The sequence below is a fragment of the Arthrobacter sp. K41 genome (genome assembly GCF_059089645.1).
On record NZ_JBNHEW010000002.1, the window covers coordinates 249,826 to 268,477 of the forward strand.

Consider the following 18,652-nt stretch of genomic DNA (forward strand, 5'->3'; position numbering starts at 1 on the left):
CTTTCGGCGCCCGGCCACGGGCGCTTCCATGTCTTTGAAGGAATACCTATGCCTGCGCCCGCTGCCACCTATGCCTTCCTTGGGCCTGGGGGCACTTTCACCGAAGCAGCCCTTCTGAAGGTGCCCGGCGCTGCCGAGGCCCACCGCGTCCCGGCGTCAAACGTCAACGCCGCGCTGGACAAGGTGCGAGAGGGAGCAGTCAGTGCGGCGATGGTTCCCATCGAGAACTCAGTGGAAGGCGGTGTAACGGCCACCCTCGACGCCATTGCCACCGGTCCTGAACTGCGGATCATCCGCGAAGTCCTGGTACCCATCAGTTTTGTCCTGGTGGCCCGGCCCGGCGTAGCGCTGCAGGACATCCGGCGGGTCTCAACCCACGGCCACGCCTGGGCACAGTGCAGGCTGTGGATGGAGGCAAACCTGCCGGGAGCAGAATACGTGCCGGGATCGTCAACTGCCGCAGCAGCCGTGGGACTGCTGGACGCGGACTGCCACTACGACGCCGCCATCTGCGCGCCGCTTGTTGCCCGGGAACAGCCGGGGCTTTCCGCCCTCGCCGAGGACATCGGCGATAACCCCGGCGCTGTTACCCGCTTCATCCTGGTCAGCCGCCCCGGCATCCTGCCCGAACGGACCGGGGCGGACAAGACCACGGTTGTAGTGCCCCTGCCCGAGGACCGGCCCGGCGCGCTCATGGAGATCCTGGACCAGTTTGCCAGCAGGGGCGTGAACCTCAGCCGGATCGAATCCAGGCCCACCGGACAGTACCTCGGGCACTACTTCTTCAGCATCGATGCGGACGGCCACCTCAATGACGCTCGCGTAACCGATGCCCTGGCGGGGCTGCACCGCATCAGTCCGGCCACCCGTTTCCTTGGCTCCTACCCGCGGGCCGATGGCCAGGAGACGCGGGTGGAGCCGCATACCTCCGACAATGCCTTCGAAGCGGCACGGCAGTGGGTGGACGGGTTGCAGCCCCCCGCGGGCCGGCCGGAAACCGGTTCCGGCCCTTCGCCCACAGCGTAGGTAATTGCACTTCCTACCACTTCCGCGGGCTGTGGACAATGCGTATGCTTACTTGATCCACATTGGGGGATGGCCCCTAACGAAGGGAGCGGGTCATGAGTACCAACAGCTCTGACAACGATGGCCAGGGAATGATCATCAATCCCCGCCCCACCGCCGACAACCAGGACTGGGACGGCGACGAGGCAGACCGGGCTGACCGCCTGCGCTTCGAAGAGGAACAGGCCATGATCCGTGAGCAGTCCGAGGCCCGCGCCGCCGCGAAAGCAGCCGCCGAGGCACACAAGGAAGCCCACGCCTGATCTTCGTTCCTCAGACCAGCAAATCCTGCCCTTTAACCCTGACCAACAGCGAACGCGGCTCCACCTGGACGGTAACCCTGGTGGCTTCTCCTGCCGTGTCGCCGTCGATCTGCGTGGGCATCGGTTCCGGGCACTTGATGACGATCCTGCCTGACCTGTAAACGGTCATGATGGGCAGCTTCCCGCTGTGCTTGAACATGATCTTTACGTACATCAGCAGCCAGCCGATGGCGCTGCGGGGGCTCATCACCACCACGTCCAGCATGCCGTCGTCGATCATGGCCTGCGGGATGAAATCAATGCCGCCGGGAACCAGGCCGCAGTTGGCGAAAAGGATGCTGCGGATGTTCCGGACCTGGTCCGGGCTGCCGTCCAGCGAGATCGAGACTTTTTTCCGCCGGCCGGGCAGGTGGCGCATACCGGCCTCGGTGTAGGCAAGCCAGCCGAACGTCTTTTTGAGGCCGGCGTTGGTGTCCGCCAGAACTTCGGCATCCATGCCGATGCCGGCGATCACCAGGAAGGCGTGCTCGGAGGACTGGCCGGTGCGGGAGTTCTCAATGCCCATCCGGGCGGTGTCGATGTAGCGCTGGTGGCCGAAGAGCGCGGTCTGCACACTGCCGTGGAGGTCGTTGACATCCAGGTTCACATTGCGGGCCAGCAGGTTACCGGTACCCAGCGGAATAAGGCCCATCGCTACTCCGGTGCGGGCAAGGGACTCAGCCACCACCCGTACGGTGCCGTCGCCGCCGCCCACCACAACGACGTCGGGCTTGTGCCGCAGCGCCGCCTGCACCTGCGAAAAGCCGGGGTCCTCCGCCGTGGTTTCGTAGATCACCGGCTCGTCCCAGCCGGCAGTCAGGCATGCGCGCTGGATGGTTGCCCTGGCTTCTTCCGACCGGGCCTTGACCGGGTTGAGGACGACGGCGACCCGCTGCTGGGTAAGCCCTGGTTCGTGCGCATCCCCACCTACGGCACTGCGCACGTGCAGCGCCTTGAGCCTGCGGACTCCCCACCAGCTGGAGACAGCGAAGGCAAGAGCCACCGCAATCAGCAGATAGAGAATCAGGTCGCTCATGGTGGTTCAACAGTATCCCGGCGTCAGGTGCGCCGGTCCCGTACCCCGGCCCGCCGCCGTCGTACTCCTGCGGATTGGATACCCTTATGAGGTGATCGACGTAAAAGACCTCAGCGAAAACCCGGATAAGTTCCGAGCCAGCCAGCGCGCCCGCGGCGCAGACGAATCAGTGGTGGACGCGATCATCTCCGCGGACTCTGCACGCCGGGCGGCACTGATCCGCTTCGAAAACCTCCGCGCCGAGCAAAATGTATTCGGCAAAAAGGTGGCCCAGGCCAAGGGCGACGAGAAGAAGGCCCTGCTGGCCGAGGTAAAGGAGCTGGCCAACTCGGTCAAGGCCGCCTCCGCTGAGGCAGACGCCGCGCAGTTGAAGCAGGAAGAACTGCTGCGCACCATTCCCAACCTCGTCGAGGACGGCGTCCCCGAGGGCGGCGAGGACGACTACGTTGTGGTCAAGACCGTCGGCACCCCGCGGGAGTTCCCGGACTTCCAGCCCAGGGACCACCTGGAAATCGGTGAGCTGATCGGCGCGATCGACATGGAACGCGGCGCGAAGGTCTCCGGCGCGCGGTTCTATTTCCTCCGCGGTGTAGGTGCCCGGCTGGAGATGGCACTGCTGCAGATGGCCATGGACCAGGCCATCGAGGCCGGCTTTGTCCCGATGATCACGCCCACTCTGGTGCGCCCGGAGACGATGCAGGGAACGGGCTTTGACGTAAAGCACGACGCCGAGATCTACCGTCTCGCCGAAGACGACCTTTACCTTGTGGGCACCTCCGAGGTTGCGCTGGCCGGCTACCACGCCGACGAAATCCTGGACTTTTCCAAGGGCCCCATCCGCTACGCCGGCCAGAGCTCCTGCTACCGCCGGGAAGCCGGATCCCACGGCAAGGACACCCGCGGCATCATCCGCGTGCATCAGTTCAACAAGGTGGAGATGTTCATCTACACCACAGTTGAGGAAGCGGCCGCCGAGCACCAGCGCCTGCTGGCCTGGGAAGAGGAGATGCTGGCCAAGTGCGAGCTGCCGTACCGGGTCATTGACACCGCTGCCGGCGATCTTGGCATGTCCGCCGCCCGTAAGTACGACTGCGAAGCGTGGGTCCCCACCCAGGCGGCGTACCGCGAGCTGACCTCGACGTCCAACTGCACCACCTTCCAGGCCCGCCGCCTGAACATCCGCGAACGCGCGCTCAATTCCGAGGGCGTGGCCAAGGGCACCCGGGCTGTTGCCACCCTGAACGGAACGCTGGCCACCACCCGCTGGATCGTGGCACTGCTGGAGCACCACCAGAATGCGGACGGCTCGGTCAACGTGCCCAAGGCACTGCAGAAGTACCTCGGCGGGCTGGAGGTCCTCCCGGTCCTGTAGGTTCGGCTGGTCCTGGGCTTCGCCCCCTCTGGCGGACTCTGCACCTGCACTTCGCCGGTGCCGGGCCCGCCAGAGGCATTTACCAACTGTTCAATAACACTGTGGCGCGCGTCCTAGCAGGATTTTGGCGGCATCTGCTCTACTTGATGGATGACTACGCTGACTGAAACCTCAGTCGCCGGCAACGATGACCGGCGAGAGAACGAAAACAAGAACGCAGCCCAAAAGCTGATGATCGCCCTGGATGTGGACGGCACGCTGGTGGACCACGACGGCCACATGACGCCGGCCGTCCGCGAAGCGGCACAGGCAGTAGTGGCAGCCGGGCACGAGGTAATGATCGCCACCGGGCGCTCCCTCAACGCCATGCTCCCCATCCTTGAGAAAATCGGCATCGAGCGCGGCTATGCGGTGTGCTGCAACGGCGGCGTGACGCTGCGGCTTCACCCGGATCTTGAAAACGGGTACGAGGTCATCCACAAGGCCACCTTCGATCCCGCTCCTGCGCTCCGTGCACTGCGCGAGCGGCTTCCGTCGGCGAAGTACGCGCTGGAGGACGAGGACGGCAACTTCCTTTCCACCGAACGCTTCCAGGATGCCAGCTTCGGCGTCGAGGCCGTTGGCGTGGATTTTCACACCATGCTCGAGGCCACGGCAGTGCGTGTGGTGGTGTTCAGCACCGAAAACACACCCGAAGAATTCACTGAGGCGATCGAGCACATCGGCCTTGCCGGCGTCACCTACTCGGTGGGCTGGACCGCGTGGCTGGACATCGCCGCTGCCGGCGTCACCAAGGCCAGCGCCCTGGAAAGCCTGCGTGGCCGCCTCGGGATCGAACAGCACCTCACGGTGGCTGTCGGCGACGGCCGCAATGACATCGAGATGCTGAATTGGGCCGGACGGGGCGTGGCGATGGGCCAGGCCCCCGAGGAAGTCATCGCCGCCGCGGACGAAGTGACTCACTCCGTGTTCGACGACGGCGCTGCCCACGTGCTGCGAAGCCTCCTCTAAAGCTGCCGGCGGAGCGCACGCCGATGCGCACGGTCCCTGGCCAAGCGGACGCCCGTCGTCGGGCAGAATGGAAAGCATGACCCTTACGACGTTCGCCCTCATCCGCCATGGCCAGACCGACTGGAATGCGCAGCGCCGGCTGCAGGGATCCACGGACATCCCGCTGAACGAGGTGGGCCGGGCCCAGGCGCGGGATGCAGTCGCTGTCCTCGCGGCCTACGAATGGGACGCCATCGTGTCCTCACCCCTGAGCCGCGCAGCTGAGACCGCCGATGTCATCGCCGCGGGGCTTGGCCTCAGCGATGTCCGGCGCGTCCCCGAACTGGTCGAGCGCAGCTTCGGGCCCGCGGAAGGCATGCGCGCCGGGCCGGAACTCGATGCGATGCGCATTCCCGGTGGTTTCCGGGGCGCCGAAAGCGAGGACGAGGCAGCGGACCGCGGACTCGCAGCCCTGGAGGCTCTGGCTGAGGAATTCCGCGGCCGCCGGCTTCTCGTCGTCGCCCACGGAACGCTGCTTCGGGTGACCCTCAGCCGCGCCGTTGGCAGCACCCTCAAGAGCATTGACAACGCCGTACTGAACCTCGCACACCACCACGCGATCGACGGCTGGCAGCTTGAGTACTTCAACGGCGAACCGGTGCTGGCCGCCAGCCAGGGCTGACCCGCACCCCAGGTCAGCCGAGCAGCAGGGCGGCTCCAAGCAGCAACGGGACGGACAGCACGGAGGTGATCACCGCCGTCGACTGAACTGCAGCAAGCACGCCAATAGCGCCGCTACCGCACCTCGAGGATCAGTGCGAGCAGCCTTGCTGCGGCCGGCCGGGCAGCGTGTTCCTCGTTCCATTGCGCGCGGGCCACTGCTTTGCTGACCGCCTGGGTGGTGATGCCCAGTTCCTGGGCCACAGCCTTCTGCTGGCCGCGGACGCCCGGGGTGAGCAGGTCAAGGACCCGCCACTCAGCGCTGGAACGGTCCCGGACGATATGGCCCAGCAACCGGAGCACCGCTTCAGCGTCATGGGCGACATCGGCCAGGGGTCCCTCTACCGCCACCGGAACCCGCTCCTTGCTGTTCCGCAGCCGGTCCACTGCACGCCGGGCGTACACCAGTCCGTGACCGGAGGCGTCCTTAATCTGGTTGGGCAGCGGCTTGTTGACCGGCCCAACGCCGATTCCCACGTACCAGGAGCCGCAGCGCAGTGCGATCAGCGCGGCTTCCACGGCCTGGTGCGGGCAGTCCACGATGCCCTGGACCTCGTCCTCCACGGACCGGTCAAAATCCAGGCGCGCAGGAATGTGCCGCAGGTCCTTAAGTAACTGCGGCACCCGGTCGCCGTCACGCCGGCTGTCGGTCTGGTTGATGGTCAAGGTGAACATTTGAACCAAAGACTACCCGCAGGTAGCAGAGTGGGGGCAAGCGGGGTTGCCTCGCCCGGAGCCATCTGATGCGATGGACCGACGGCCGCCTTTGGCGGCGAACCCGACGTGAGGATGGTTATGGCCGGCAGCATGGGGCAGGACGAACTCGAACTCGTAGACCGCTGGTGGTGTGCTGCCAACTACCTATCCGTGGGCCAGATATACCTCCGCTCCAACCCCCTGCTGCGCGAACCGCTGAAGGCCGGGCACACCAAGTCCCGCCTGCTGGGGCACTGGGGAACCACACCCGGGCTTAACTTCGTTTACGCGCACTTGAACCGGGTGATCCGCCGCGACTCCGCCGAGATGCTCTTTGTGGCAGGTCCCGGCCACGGCGGCCCGGCCGTGGTGGCCAACGCCTGGCTGGAAGGAACATATTCCGAAATCTACGGCCACGTAGGCAACGACGCTGACGGCATGGCCGAGCTGTTCCGCCAGTTCTCCTACCCGGGCGGCATTCCCAGCCACGCCGCTCCGGAAAGCCCCGGCTCCATCAGCGAGGGCGGTGAACTCGGTTACTCCCTGGCACACGCCTACGGTTCAGTGCTCGACAATCCCCAGCTGGTAACCGCCGTCGTGATTGGCGACGGCGAGGCCGAAACCGGGCCGCTGGCGGCCAGCTGGCACTCGCACAACTTCCTGGACCCGGCGACAGACGGCGCCGTGCTGCCCATCCTGCACCTCAACGGCTACAAAATCGCCAACCCAACCATCCTTGCGCGGATGCCCGAAGCCCAGCTGGAACAGCTCCTGCGGGGTTACGGCCACGAGCCCTGTTTCGTCACCGTGAAGGACCCGGACGACACCGCGCAGGCGCACCGGGACTTCGCCGCGGCACTGGAAACCTGCATGGCCGGCATCCGCGCCATCCAGGAGTCCCGGCGCACGCCCGCCGGGACGGACGGCGCGGAGGAAAGTGACGGCGGGGCGCCCCGGTGGCCCATGATTGTGCTGCGCTCGCCGAAGGGCTGGACGGGACCACGTGAGGTTGACGGCCTCCAGGTTGAAGGGACCTGGCGGAGCCATCAGGTGCCCCTCTCGGCCGTCCACACCAATGAGGACCACCTGCGGCTGCTCGAGGAATGGCTGCAGTCCTACCGTCCTGAGGAACTGTTCGACGGCGACGGCAGGCTCCGGCCCGAGGTCGCCCGGGGTGCACCCACCGGGGACTACCGGATGAGCGCTACGCCCCACGCCAACGGCGGCCTGCTGCGCCGCCCTTTGAAGCTGCCCGACTACCGGGACCACGCGGTCGAGGTTGCCGCCGCGGGGACGGATCGCGTCAGCCCTATGATCACCCTGGGCTCGTGGATGCGGGACGTCATCGAGCTGAACATGGAAACGTTCCGGCTGTTCGGCCCGGACGAAACTGCGTCCAACCGGCTCCAAAACGTGTATGAGGTCACGGACAAGGTGTGGCAGTACCGGATTGACGACGCCGACGAGCACCTTGCGCGCTCCGGCCGGGTTATGGAGGTGCTGAGCGAGCACTTGTGCCAGGGCTGGCTGGAGGGCTACCTGCTGACCGGCCGGCACGGTGTTTTCAGTTGTTACGAGGCCTTCATCCATATCGTCGACTCGATGTTCAACCAGCACGCCAAGTGGCTGAAGGTGCACCGCAAGCTGCCGTGGCGCCAGCCTGTGGCGTCGCTGAATTACCTGCTGTCCTCGCACGTGTGGCAGCAGGACCACAACGGCTTTTCCCACCAGGACCCGGGTTTCATAGACCACGCCGTGAACAAGAAAGCAGAGGTTATCCGCGTCTACCTGCCACCGGACGCCAATACGCTGCTGTCCGTGATGGAGCACTGCCTGGCGTCCACGGACTACGTAAACATTGTGGTCAGCGGAAAGCAGCCGTCACCTACGTGGCTCGGGCCCGCCGACGCCGCCACCCACTGCCAGCGGGGACTGGGCATCTGGGAGTTCGCCGGGTCCGAGGTCCCCGGCGAGGAGCCCGACGTCGTCCTGGCCTGTGCCGGGGACGTGCCCACTGTCGAGACGGTGGCCGCGGCCGGGCTGCTTCGCGCCGGGGTGCCCGGACTAAAGGTCCGCGTGGTGAACGTGGTTGACCTGATGCGGCTGCAGGACGCAAGCGAACATCCGCATGGCCTTCCGGCACGCGATTTCGACGGGATCTTCACCCCGGACAAGCCCGTCATCTTCGCTTACCACGGCTATCCCGCGCTCATCCATCGGCTGACCTACCGGCGCAGCAACCAGGAGGGCCTGCACGTGCGCGGCTACAAGGAGGAGGGGACCACCACTACGCCTTTCGACATGGCGATGCTGAACGGCATCGACCGGTTCCAGCTGGCCATCGACGCCATCGACCGCGTGCCCGGCCTGGCGGAAAAGCATTCGCTGCTGCGGCAGGAGCTCCAGGACAGCAGGATCCGTGCCCGTGAGCACACCCGCACCCACGGGGAGGACCCGGAGGAGATCACGAACTGGAAGCTGGGTGCCTAGCCGGGATGCTTCGCGGGGGTCGCAAGTACGCCGGCCATGACTGCTACCGGCGCCGGAACATGGTGGAAGCAGTCCGCAACGCCGTTGCCGGCAGGCCGGACCGTGCCGCGGGCCGTTCTGATGTGAGCTGCAGCGCCCCGGGTATTCCACCTTTGTCCTCGAGGTCCTCGCCCCGGGCGAAGGCTGCCCAAAGGCTGCGCATTTGCCGGCCGACGGCATCCACGTCCTCCCAGCGGGCTCCCGCGATCAGCCCCACGCCGTCCCACGTGGTCCGGTTGCCGAGGAGCAGCGGGAGATCGATGGTGTGGGCAGCGCCGAAAATGTTGCGGGGGGCATGCCAATCCAGCACGTAGCGGTGGGCCTTTCCGCCGGCCCGGGCATGGCGGCGGGCGAATTTCCGGCTCGCCCGGCCATAGACCGTTTCGGTGACCACCCAGTCAATGGCCTTGACGGCGGCGTTGCCGACCACAGGCACGCCTGCGAGCCGGTGAAGGTACGGGCTGCGCGGCAGGAAGAGCCGTGCCTCCTCGGACGTGTGTCCGATCAGCACTTCGATGCCGGGGGCTGCGCGGTTCCAGGCAGCCTCGATGTCCGCTTCCCCGGGCAGGGGTGCATGGCCGTATTGGGTCCCGAAAGGCATGGCGGCCAGCATTCCGAATTTTCGGGCCACCTGCGCTACGTGGTCCTCCCGTTCCACCACGTCCATCGCCGGGGTTTCCTCCGTGACCGCTTCCGCGGCGATGCCCATCGCGTGGTTCATTTTTGCCCGCCCGCGCGAGATGCCCAGGGGCGCACTCTGGATGATTGCCCGCTGAAACAGCGACGGCGCCTCAGGGGTTGCCATGAGATGGGCGATTGCGTCCCCGCCGGCCGACTGGCCGAAGGCGGTCACCCGGCCGGCGTCGCCGCCGAAGGCAGCGATGTTCCGCTGCACCCAGCGGAATGCCTCAAGCTGGTCGAGCAGGCCCAGGTTGCCGGGCCGGCCGTTGCGGGTTGCCAGGAATCCGAACAGTCCCAGGCGGTAGGTCACCGAGACCGCCACCACCCGGTTTTCAGCCGCGAGGACCGCCGGGTCGAAGATGGCCAGGTCGCCTGAACCGGTGGTGTAGGAGCCGCCGTGGATCCAGACCATCACGGGCAGGCTCTCGTCCGGGGCAAGGTCTGCGGGCATGGTGATGGAGAGGTTCTGGCAGTCCTCGCTGCCCGGAAGCTCGCCGTAGCGGGTGCCCAGGACGTCGTCGAGGAACGGCACCGGCCCTTGCGGACAGGCGGGAGCCGGGGAGGTTGCAGCGTACGGCTCGGTCCAGTCAGGGGCAGGGACGGGAGCCTGGAAACGGCCGGCGGTGGCGTAGGGAATGCCGGTGGCCCGGATGACGTCGCCGTCCCGCCAGCCGGTGACCGGGCCGCAGGGCGGGCTGAAAGTTGGTGCGGAGTTCACGCATCAAGAGTTTCATATCCTGCTTGGAGGTACTGACAGACAACGACGGCGGGTGCCTGGCTTTCGCAAGTCAGGCACCCGCCGTTGTACTGCTCCGGTGAGGGGGACAGTGGGGATTAGTGGCCCGTGGGCACGTAACGCTTGATGGAGGCTTCCAGCTCGGCTTCGGCGGCGGCGCGGTCGCCCCAGCCCTCGGCCTTGACCCACTTGCCCGGTTCCAGGTCCTTGTAGCGGGTGAAGAAGTGCTCGATTTCCTTGATCAGGAAGTCGCTGACGTCGCTGACTTCCTGGATGTGGTCGAAACGGGCGTCAACCGGCACGCACAGGACCTTGGCGTCTCCGCCGCCGTCGTCGGTCATGTTGAAAACGCCGATGGGGCGCGATTCAACAATGACGCCGGGGTGGAGGTCGAAGTCCTGCAGGAGCACCAGTGCGTCCAGCGGGTCGCCGTCTTCGCCCAGGGTGTTTTCGAAGAACCCGTAGTGCGTGGGGTACTGCATGGAGGTGAAGAGGACGCGGTCCAGGCGGACGCGGCCGGTCTCGTGGTCAACTTCGTACTTGACGCGTGATCCCTTGGGAATCTCGATGGTCACGTCATGCTTCATGGAATGCTCCTCGGCAATTGCAGGGGGTTCGCGGCACACTGGACGGCCTACCAAAAGGAGTGTCCGTGCCGCCGACTATTATTGAGGATATAGCGAGAGGCCCTGGAATCAGGAACTTGTGGGGATATTTCAGGACTTGAGGACCAGCACCAGCATGACCAAACCAACTGCCGGGGAGCCGCTGCCGGGCCGTATCCGCCGCAGTGTCCCAGGCGGCGTTGGCGGCCCCGGGAGGTCCTGGCCTGTGCTCTTGCTGACAGCCCTCCTTGTTGCCCTTCTGGTCCCCGCAGCCCTGCTGGTTGCCCCTGGTTTCCTGGGGCCCGAGCCCCCCGCGCCCGTTCCGCCGGCACCTGCGTGGCAGCAGCCCCCCGCCACGCTAAGTCCGGAGCAGGGACTCGAGCCGCTGGATGACAATGCGGCCGTCCCGCTGGCCTCCAGCGTCACAGCCCAGCTGGAGCCCCTGTTGAAGGCCGACGGCGGCGGCAACTTCACAGGGCTGGTGCAGGATGCCCTCACCGGTCAGGTCCTCTTTGACCGGGGCGGTTCCGAGAGCCGGGTCCCCGCTTCCAACCTGAAGCTGCTCACCGCAGTGGCGGCCCTGCGTTCCCTTGGCCCCGCACACCGGTTCACCACCACTGTTGTTGCAGGTCCCGCTGCCGGGCAGGTGGTGCTTGTTGGGGGTGGTGACGTCCTCCTGGCGCCCGGGGATTCCAACGGGAACGAGGTGATGGGCCACGGGGGCCTTGCCACGCTTGCTGCCGCGGCGGTCCAGGCGCTTTCTGCAGCGGGGACAACCGGAGAGATCAAGGTCCTCGTGGATGATTCCCTCTTCACCGGCCCGGCGCTGAATCCCGCCTGGGGAAGCGGCGATGTGGCGGCCGGTGAAGTGGCGCCAATTTACCCTCTGGCATTGAACTCGGCACGCTACGACCCCGCCGTCACTACCGGGCCCCGCCCGCAGGACTCGGCCATCACGGCAGGCGAGGAGTTCGCGGCCCGGCTCCGGGCGGCAGGCGCGGCCGCGGGACTGACCGTGGCGGCCGCCGTCGAACGTTCCCCCGGCACTGGGCAGGCAGCGGGCGGGCCGGCCGGGGAAGCAGGCGGGGCAGCACTGGCCAAAGTGGAGTCCGCCACCGTGGCCGAGCATGTGGACCTCATGCTCCGCGAATCGGACAACTACCTTGCGGAGGTCCTCGGACGGATGGCAGCGGCAGCGGCAGGCCAGCCAGGCAGTAATGACGGGGCCACTGCCGCCGTCCGCGCGCAGCTCGCCGAAGCCGGAATCCCCGCTGATGCGGTGACGCTGGTTGACGTGTGCGGCCTGGCCATGGGAAACCAGGTCTCGGCCCGGCAGCTCGCCGAAGTGGTCCGGGTGATAACCACAGGCACGGACGAAAGGCTGCGGGCCGCCCTGGACGGGTTCCCGGTGGCCGGCCTCACCGGAACCCTGAACACCCGTTACCGTGACGACTCAACAGCCCGGGGTGCAGGGTTGGTCCGGGCCAAAACCGGCACGCTGAATACAGTGCTGGCGCTCAGCGGCTACGTGGTGGACGCCGACGGCCGCCTCCTGGTCTTCTCCTTCATAGGCAACGGGCTTACGCCGGGCGCCGCCGGCAACAGGGCGGCGCTGGACCAGGCCGCGACGGCGCTGGCGGCCTGCGGCTGCCGGTGACGCCGGACAAGGCCGTCAGGACACCGCGCCCACTTCGCGGACGTGCCGGGGTTCGCCGGTCAGCGAACTTAAGGACTATCCCGGGGCTGCTGTGGTCTGATGGGAGCTATGGAGTCCACTGCAAGTGAGTCGTCAGCCCAAACCTTGTCCAGCCAGGCATCGTCCCTGATCAACTGGGACCTCGCCGCCTCCACCGCGGCGCGGCTGGTTCCTGCCGGCCCGGTCCTGAACCAGGCGGAAATAGGTGACGCCGTGGACAGCCTTCGCCGCCTTGCGGATGCCTCGGTGGAGCACGTCCACGAGATTACCGGCCTGGAAGCGGCGCGGGACCTCCGCGATTCCACAGTGCTGGTTGTGGACCGCGCCTCATGGGCGAAAGCCAACACCCAAAGCTTCGCCGTAATGCTCAAGCCCGCCATGGAAAAGATGCTCGAGAACCGGCGCGGCACGGTGAGTCCCGCCGCGGCCAGTGTCAGCGGCGCCATCACCGGCAGCCAGCTCGGTGCGGTCCTCGCCTTCCTCTCCAGCAAGGTTTTGGGCCAGTACGATCCCTTTGCCGCCCTTGCCGAAGGTTCCACGGCGCCGTCGGGCGGGCGACTGCTCCTCGTCGCCCCCAACATCGTGGCCGTGGAGCGCGAACTGAACGTCACTCCCGAGGACTTCCGCCTTTGGGTCTGCCTCCACGAACAGACGCACAGGGTCCAGTTCGCGGCCGCTCCCTGGCTGCGGCACCACATGCTGGAGCAGATCGACGAACTCAGCGGGCATCTGCTGGGCAACGTTGACACGCTGATGGAGCGGGCCACCGCCGCTGCCCGTTCCCTGAAGGACCGTACGGGCAATGGAAACACGCCTGGACGGGGCGCCATTTTGGACCTCCTGCAGGATCCGGAGGAGAAGGCCGCCATTTCGCACCTCACCGCCGTGATGAGCCTGCTCGAAGGCCACGCCAACGTGGTGATGGACGCCGTGGATGCCAGCATCGTGCCGTCCGTGAAGACCATCCGCCAGCGGTTCAACGACCGCGGCAAGGACCGCGGCGTGGTGGAAAAGTTCATCCGCAGCCTGCTGGGCCTGGACGCGAAGATGCGCCAGTACTCCGACGGCGCCCGTTTTGTCCGTGCCGTGGTGGACGCCGCCGGAATGGACGGCTTCAACCGGGTCTGGGAGTCCGTGGACCACCTGCCCACCGAGCCGGAAATCCACGACGCCAAGCTGTGGCTCGAGCGGATGGGAATCTGATCAATACCGCGCCCCAACCCGCCCAGCGCAGCGGCCGTCTGCGGCCCGGACGGCTCGCGCCCGTGGTCGGGACGGCGCGGAAGATGCTTCAGGACGCTCTGGCCCGGGCCGGTTATCCGCGGCACGTACTGGTGGCGTGCAGCGGCGGCCCGGATTCGCTCGCCTTGGCATCGGTGGCCGCCTACTTCGCCCGTCGCGGACACGTTGACGGCCACCCCATCTCGGTGGGCGCGGTGGTGGTGGATCACCAACTGCAGGAGGGTTCTGCAGCGGTCGCGGCGGAAACAGCGGAGGTCCTGGCGGAACTCGGCCTTGCCCCCGTGGAAGTCAGGCGGGTGACGGTAGCCGGAGAAGGGCTCGGGCCGGAAGCCGCGGCGCGTCAAGCCCGGCACGCAGCGCTCGAAGCGGCCGCAGGCGCCCAGGGAGCGGACGCAGTCCTGCTGGGCCACACCCTGGATGACCAGGCCGAGCAGGTGCTGCTGGGCCTGGCCCGTGGTTCCGGCACCCGTTCGCTGGCAGGGATGAGGCCGTCGCGGGGGAAGCTGCTGAGGCCGTTCCTGGGACTCCGCCGGGCGGACACCGAGGAAATTTGTGCAGTTGAAGACCTGCGTCCGTGGCACGATCCCAGCAACTCTGACCCGGCCTTCGCCCGGTCACGCACCCGGGTGGAAGTGCTGCCACACCTCGAGGAAAAGCTGGGTCCCGGCGTCGCCGAATCCTTGGCCCGCACCGCGTCCATCCTTCAGCTGGACGCCGACTACCTGGAGGATGTGGCAGAAGCCACCTTCACGTCACTGGTGGAGCGGAACGGCTCGGAATTAAGCCTTCCCGAGGAGGCGTTGCGCGCTCTTGCCCCCGCCATCCGGTTCCGGGTGATCGCCAAGGCAGCGGCCGGCGTCGGCGGGCAGCAGCCCAGTTACCAGCGGCTTCTGGCGGCGGAAGCGTTGCTGCGGCGGCAGGGCTCGGCCGGCCCGGTTGAGTTGCCCGGGGGAGTGGGAGTGTACAGGTTGTCGCTGGCGCAGCTTGAGGACGTACCTGCCGCGGACCGCCCTGCCGCCGCCGATCCGGACTCACCCGGTCCCCGCGGAGGCGCACGCTGTGGGAAGCTAGTATTCCGGCCTCAAAAACCGCCCGCAAAATAGTCGCACCCCGCATCTACACAGGAGCCATTGGTGGATTCAAACGACGTCCAGGCAGACCTCAAGCACGTTCTCTACACCAAGGAGCAAATCCAGCAGCGGATCACCGAACTTGCTGCCCAGATCGACAAGGACTACGAGGGCCGCGAAATCCTGATCGTGGGCGTCCTCAAAGGCGCCGTCATGGTCATGGCCGATCTTGCGCGGGCACTCCACAGCCACATCTCCATGGACTGGATGGCTGTTTCTTCCTACGGTTCGGGCACCCAGTCGTCCGGCGTTGTCCGTATCCTCAAGGACCTGGACACTGACCTGATGGGCAAGGACGTACTGATCGTCGAGGACATCATCGACTCCGGCCTGACGCTGTCCTGGTTGAAGACCAACCTGGAGTCCCGTGGTACCGCCTCAGTTGAGATCTGCACCGCCTTCCGCAAGCCCACGGCCGCGAAGGTGGAAATCGACGTCAAGTACGTTGGCTACGACATCCCCAACGAATTCGTCGTGGGCTACGGCCTGGACTACGCCGAGAAGTACCGCAACCTTGACTTCGTGGGAACCCTGGCACCGCACGTTTACGAGTAGGCTGCGCCGCGGACTTTGCCCGGGAACATTGGCATTAGGGATGTGGCCCTGGCCGCGGGGGTGTCCGTTACCACCGTTTCCCACGTCCTGAACGATGCCGCCCACGCGCGGATCAGCCCCGCGACGCGGAACAAGGTGCGGGCCGCCGCCCTGCAACTGGGCTACGGGCCGAACCGTCTGGCGCAGGCGCTCCGCAGCAGGCGCACCGGGATACTGGGGCTGGTCAGCGGGGGTACGTCCACCACCCCGCATTCCGGACGGATCATCCTGGGAGCAGACCGTGCTGCCCGGTCCCGCGGGTACACCCTGATGGTGGTCAGCAGCTCCCCATCTGACAGTCGGGAGTCCCGGGAAGCGGACGTGGAGGAACTGCTGGGGCGGCAGGTGGACGGTGTCCTTTACGCCTCCGCGTGCAACCTGGCCGGAGAGGCCCCGGCTAGTCTCGCCAAGGTGCCGGCTGTCCTCGTGAACGCCGTCGGCGCCGGCGCTGGCTTCCCCTCGGTGGTTCCGGACGAATGCGGCGGCGCGCGAACCGCCGTCGAAACCCTGCTTGCTGCCGGGCATACCCGCATCGGCTTTATCAACAACGCAGCGGAGGTTCTCTCTGCGCGGGAGCGGCTGCGTGGTTACCGCGGCGCCCTCATCACCGCCGGGCTCGACGGCGGCTCGGCGGCTGTGGAGGCAGCTCCGGCCGACGCAAAGGGAGGTTACGAGGCGGTCCGGAGGATCCTCGAATCCGGCAACCCGCCGTCGGCCCTGTTTTGCTACAACGACGAAATGGCGATGGGCGCCTACCGGGCTGCCGCCGAGCTGGGACTGTCCATTCCTGCCGACCTTTCCGTTGTTGGCTTCGAGGACCTGCAACTGATTGCCGCCAACCTGCACCCGGGGCTGACCACCGTGGCCCTGCCCCACTACGAGATGGGCGCTTGGGCCGCGGAACGGCTGGTGGAAACAGTGGAAGAGGACTCCGCAGCTGACGAGGCAGTCACCGAACCGGTCCTCCTGGACTGCCCGCTGGTGCCGCGCGGGTCCGTGGCAGGACCCCGGACCTAGGGCAGCGAAGGGTCCTGCCCTGGGCGGCTCCAGTACGCCCAGAGGGAACTTTTGCCCCGTACCATGCGTGATCTACTCCGGACGGTGTATAGCTAGAAGCTGACGCAGCACCATCACGCGCGCAGACTACTCGCCGTGCAGCACTACCAGGAGGGACGGGGCCAGCCCCCGAACAGATGAAAGCTAAGAACTTCTTCAAGGGCCCGGGCATCTGGATCGTTGTCGTGATCGGCATGCTCCTGGTGGCCTTTGCAACCCTGGCCCCTGGCGGCGCCGCACGGATTGACACTGACAAGGGCCTGGAACTGCTCGCCGGCGACAACGTCGAGCAGGCCAAGATTTTTGATGGCGAAAACCGCGTTGACCTGGTGCTGAAGGAGAACTACCAGCAGGACGGGCAGGACAAGGGCAAAAGCGTCCAGTTCTACTTTGTTGACGCCCGTGCCCAGGACGTTGTCCGGGCTGTTACCGCTTCTGCCCCCACCGGCGGCTACACGGACCAGCCGATTGAAAGCAACTGGTTCTCCGGCCTGCTCTCCCTCCTGATCCCGGTCATCCTGCTGGGCGCCCTTTTCTGGTTCCTGATGACCCGCATGCAGGGCGGCGGCTCCAAGATCATGCAGTTCGGCAAGTCCAAGGCCAAGATGGTCAGCAAGGACATGCCTCAGGTGACATTCGCTGACGTGGCCGGCTCGGACGAGGCCGTGGAGGAACTCCAGGAAATCAAGGAATTCCTGCAGGAACCGGCCAAGTTCCAGGCCGTAGGCGCCAAGATCCCCAAGGGTGTGCTGCTGTACGGCCCTCCAGGCACCGGCAAGACCCTCCTGGCCCGCGCTGTTGCCGGCGAAGCCGGTGTTCCCTTCTTCTCCATCTCCGGCTCGGACTTCGTTGAGATGTTCGTCGGCGTCGGCGCCTCCCGCGTCCGCGACCTCTTCGAACAGGCAAAGGCCAACTCGCCGGCCATCATCTTCGTGGATGAAATCGACGCCGTAGGCCGCCACCGCGGCGCCGGCATCGGCGGCGGCAATGACGAACGCGAGCAGACCCTCAACCAGCTGCTGGTGGAGATGGACGGCTTCGACGTCAAAACCAACGTCATCCTGATCGCCGCCACCAACCGTCCGGACGTGCTGGACCCCGCACTGCTGCGCCCGGGCCGCTTCGACCGGCAGATCGGCGTAGACGCGCCGGACCTGATTGGCCGCGACCAGATCCTGCAGGTTCACGCCAAGGGCAAGCCCATGGCGCCCGGCGTTGACCTCAAGGCGGTCGCCAAGAAGACCCCCGGCTACACCGGCGCCGACCTGGCCAACGTGCTGAACGAGGCCGCCCTCCTGACCGCCCGCTCCAATGCGAACCTGATCGATGACCGTGCACTGGACGAGGCCATTGACCGTGTGATGGCAGGCCCGCAGAAGCGCAGCCGGGTCATGAAGGAACACGAACGCAAGATCACCGCGTACCACGAGGGCGGCCACGCCCTGGTGGCAGCCGCGCTCCGGAATTCCGCTCCGGTCACCAAAATCACCATCCTTCCCCGCGGCCGGGCACTGGGCTACACCATGGTGGTTCCGGAAAACGACAAGTACTCCGTGACCCGCAACGAGCTGCTGGACCAGATGGCTTACGCCATGGGCGGGCGCGTCGCCGAAGAGATCGTCTTCCACGACCCGTCTACCGGCGCATCGAACGACATCGAGAAGGCCACCGGAACCGCCCGTAAGATGGTCACCGAATACGGCATGAGCGAGCGTGTCGGCGCTGTCCGGCTGGGCCAGGGCGGCGGTGAACCGTTCCTGGGACGCGACGCCGGGCACGAGCGCAACTACTCGGACCAGATCGCCTACGTGGTGGATGAGGAAGTACGCCGGCTGATTGACCAGGCCCACGACGAGGCTTACGCCATCCTCACCGAAAACCGGGAAGTCCTGGACCGGCTGGCCCTCGAGCTGCTGGAACGCGAAACCCTGAACCAGAACGAGATTTCCGACATCTTCCGCGACATCCGCAAGCGCGACTTCCGCGAGGTGTGGCTTTCCAAGGAAACCCGTCCCGTCCAGAAGGCCGGACCGGTGGAATCCCGCCTGGAAAAGGCAGAGCGCGAGGCCCAGGAGGAAGCCAAGCGGGCGCGGCTGGATGAGCCGCTGGACGCCCAGCCGCCGCATCCGCAGGGGGTTTCCGAAGACGCCCCCTTCCAGGGAGGAATCCCCGACTCGGGGCCTGACGTCCTTCGCGGCTAAG

The 18,652-nt window shown here is 66.5% G+C and carries 16 protein-coding genes; 12 read left to right on the forward strand and 4 right to left on the reverse strand.

Annotation, left to right across the window (positions count from 1 at the left end; genetic code table 11):
- The first annotated feature begins 48 nt into the window (after positions 1-48).
- Together pheA and AC5RTE_RS05475 are read left to right on the forward strand one after the other, a co-directional pair.
- A complete protein-coding gene (pheA, locus tag AC5RTE_RS05470; protein WP_494040391.1) occupies positions 49-1,026 on the forward strand; it encodes a prephenate dehydratase in 978 nt (325 codons plus the stop codon).
- Between the two features lie 95 nt (positions 1,027-1,121).
- Positions 1,122-1,328 (forward strand): hypothetical protein, encoded by a 207-nt coding sequence (locus tag AC5RTE_RS05475; protein ID WP_494040392.1) that lies wholly within the window; start codon positions 1,122-1,124, stop codon positions 1,326-1,328.
- A 10-nt stretch (positions 1,329-1,338) separates the two neighbouring features.
- Here the strand turns inward: AC5RTE_RS05475 and AC5RTE_RS05480 are convergent, their stop codons facing one another.
- The gene (locus tag AC5RTE_RS05480) at positions 1,339-2,403 is read right to left on the reverse strand and encodes a diacylglycerol/lipid kinase family protein (protein ID WP_494040393.1); all 1,065 of its coding nucleotides are present in this window, start codon (positions 2,401-2,403) and stop codon (positions 1,339-1,341) included.
- A 91-nt stretch (positions 2,404-2,494) separates the two neighbouring features.
- Between AC5RTE_RS05480 and serS the strand changes: the two genes are divergently transcribed.
- The 3 genes from serS to AC5RTE_RS05495 all read left to right on the forward strand — a co-directional run bounded on the left by serS (position 2,495) and on the right by AC5RTE_RS05495 (position 5,447).
- Entirely contained in the window at positions 2,495-3,775 is a 1,281-nt protein-coding gene (gene serS, locus AC5RTE_RS05485) for a serine--tRNA ligase (RefSeq protein WP_494040779.1), read from the forward strand.
- 150 nt (positions 3,776-3,925) lie between these two features.
- Positions 3,926-4,786: an HAD family hydrolase gene (locus AC5RTE_RS05490; protein WP_494040394.1), complete on the forward strand. Its 861-nt coding sequence runs from the start codon at positions 3,926-3,928 to the stop codon at positions 4,784-4,786.
- A gap of 76 nt (positions 4,787-4,862) precedes the next feature.
- Positions 4,863-5,447: a histidine phosphatase family protein gene (locus AC5RTE_RS05495; protein ID WP_494040395.1), complete on the forward strand. Its 585-nt coding sequence runs from the start codon at positions 4,863-4,865 to the stop codon at positions 5,445-5,447.
- Positions 5,448-5,560: 113 nt separating this feature from the next.
- On the opposite strand, the gene AC5RTE_RS05500 is transcribed toward AC5RTE_RS05495, so the two are convergent.
- Positions 5,561-6,160: a hypothetical protein gene (locus tag AC5RTE_RS05500; RefSeq protein ID WP_494040396.1), complete on the reverse strand. Its 600-nt coding sequence runs from the start codon at positions 6,158-6,160 to the stop codon at positions 5,561-5,563.
- Positions 6,161-6,280: 120 nt separating this feature from the next.
- Here AC5RTE_RS05500 and AC5RTE_RS05505 point away from each other — a divergent pair, with 120 nt between their 5' ends.
- Positions 6,281-8,671, forward strand: a complete 2,391-nt coding sequence (locus AC5RTE_RS05505; protein WP_494040397.1) for a phosphoketolase family protein — start codon at positions 6,281-6,283, stop codon at positions 8,669-8,671.
- 43 nt (positions 8,672-8,714) lie between these two features.
- Here AC5RTE_RS05505 and AC5RTE_RS05510 read toward each other — a convergent pair whose 3' ends face one another.
- Both AC5RTE_RS05510 and AC5RTE_RS05515 read right to left on the reverse strand, forming a co-directional pair.
- Positions 8,715-10,109 carry a carboxylesterase family protein gene (locus tag AC5RTE_RS05510; RefSeq protein ID WP_494040398.1) on the reverse strand — a complete coding sequence of 465 codons (1,395 nt, stop codon included), beginning with the start codon at positions 10,107-10,109 and terminating at the stop codon, positions 8,715-8,717.
- Between the two features lie 116 nt (positions 10,110-10,225).
- Positions 10,226-10,714 (reverse strand): inorganic diphosphatase, encoded by a 489-nt coding sequence (locus tag AC5RTE_RS05515; protein ID WP_104044131.1) that lies wholly within the window; start codon positions 10,712-10,714, stop codon positions 10,226-10,228.
- Positions 10,715-10,868: 154 nt separating this feature from the next.
- On the opposite strand from AC5RTE_RS05515, the gene dacB reads away from it, so the two are divergent.
- From dacB to ftsH, 6 genes are all read left to right on the forward strand, one after another.
- On the forward strand, positions 10,869-12,389 hold the full coding sequence (gene dacB / locus AC5RTE_RS05520) for a D-alanyl-D-alanine carboxypeptidase/D-alanyl-D-alanine endopeptidase (protein WP_494040399.1): 1,521 nt from the start codon (positions 10,869-10,871) through the stop codon (positions 12,387-12,389).
- A gap of 108 nt (positions 12,390-12,497) precedes the next feature.
- A complete protein-coding gene (locus AC5RTE_RS05525; RefSeq protein ID WP_494040400.1) occupies positions 12,498-13,631 on the forward strand; it encodes a zinc-dependent metalloprotease in 1,134 nt (377 codons plus the stop codon).
- An 83-nt stretch (positions 13,632-13,714) separates the two neighbouring features.
- A complete protein-coding gene (gene tilS / locus AC5RTE_RS05530; RefSeq protein ID WP_494040401.1) occupies positions 13,715-14,773 on the forward strand; it encodes a tRNA lysidine(34) synthetase TilS in 1,059 nt (352 codons plus the stop codon).
- A gap of 30 nt (positions 14,774-14,803) precedes the next feature.
- A complete protein-coding gene (gene hpt / locus AC5RTE_RS05535; protein ID WP_041651844.1) occupies positions 14,804-15,355 on the forward strand; it encodes a hypoxanthine phosphoribosyltransferase in 552 nt (183 codons plus the stop codon).
- 15 nt (positions 15,356-15,370) lie between these two features.
- Positions 15,371-16,411: a LacI family DNA-binding transcriptional regulator gene (locus AC5RTE_RS05540; RefSeq protein WP_494040402.1), complete on the forward strand. Its 1,041-nt coding sequence runs from the start codon at positions 15,371-15,373 to the stop codon at positions 16,409-16,411.
- 176 nt (positions 16,412-16,587) lie between these two features.
- Complete coding sequence (ftsH, locus tag AC5RTE_RS05545; RefSeq protein WP_494040403.1) at positions 16,588-18,651, forward strand: ATP-dependent zinc metalloprotease FtsH; 2,064 nt, start codon at positions 16,588-16,590, stop codon at positions 18,649-18,651.
- Position 18,652: the final 1 nt, after the last annotated feature.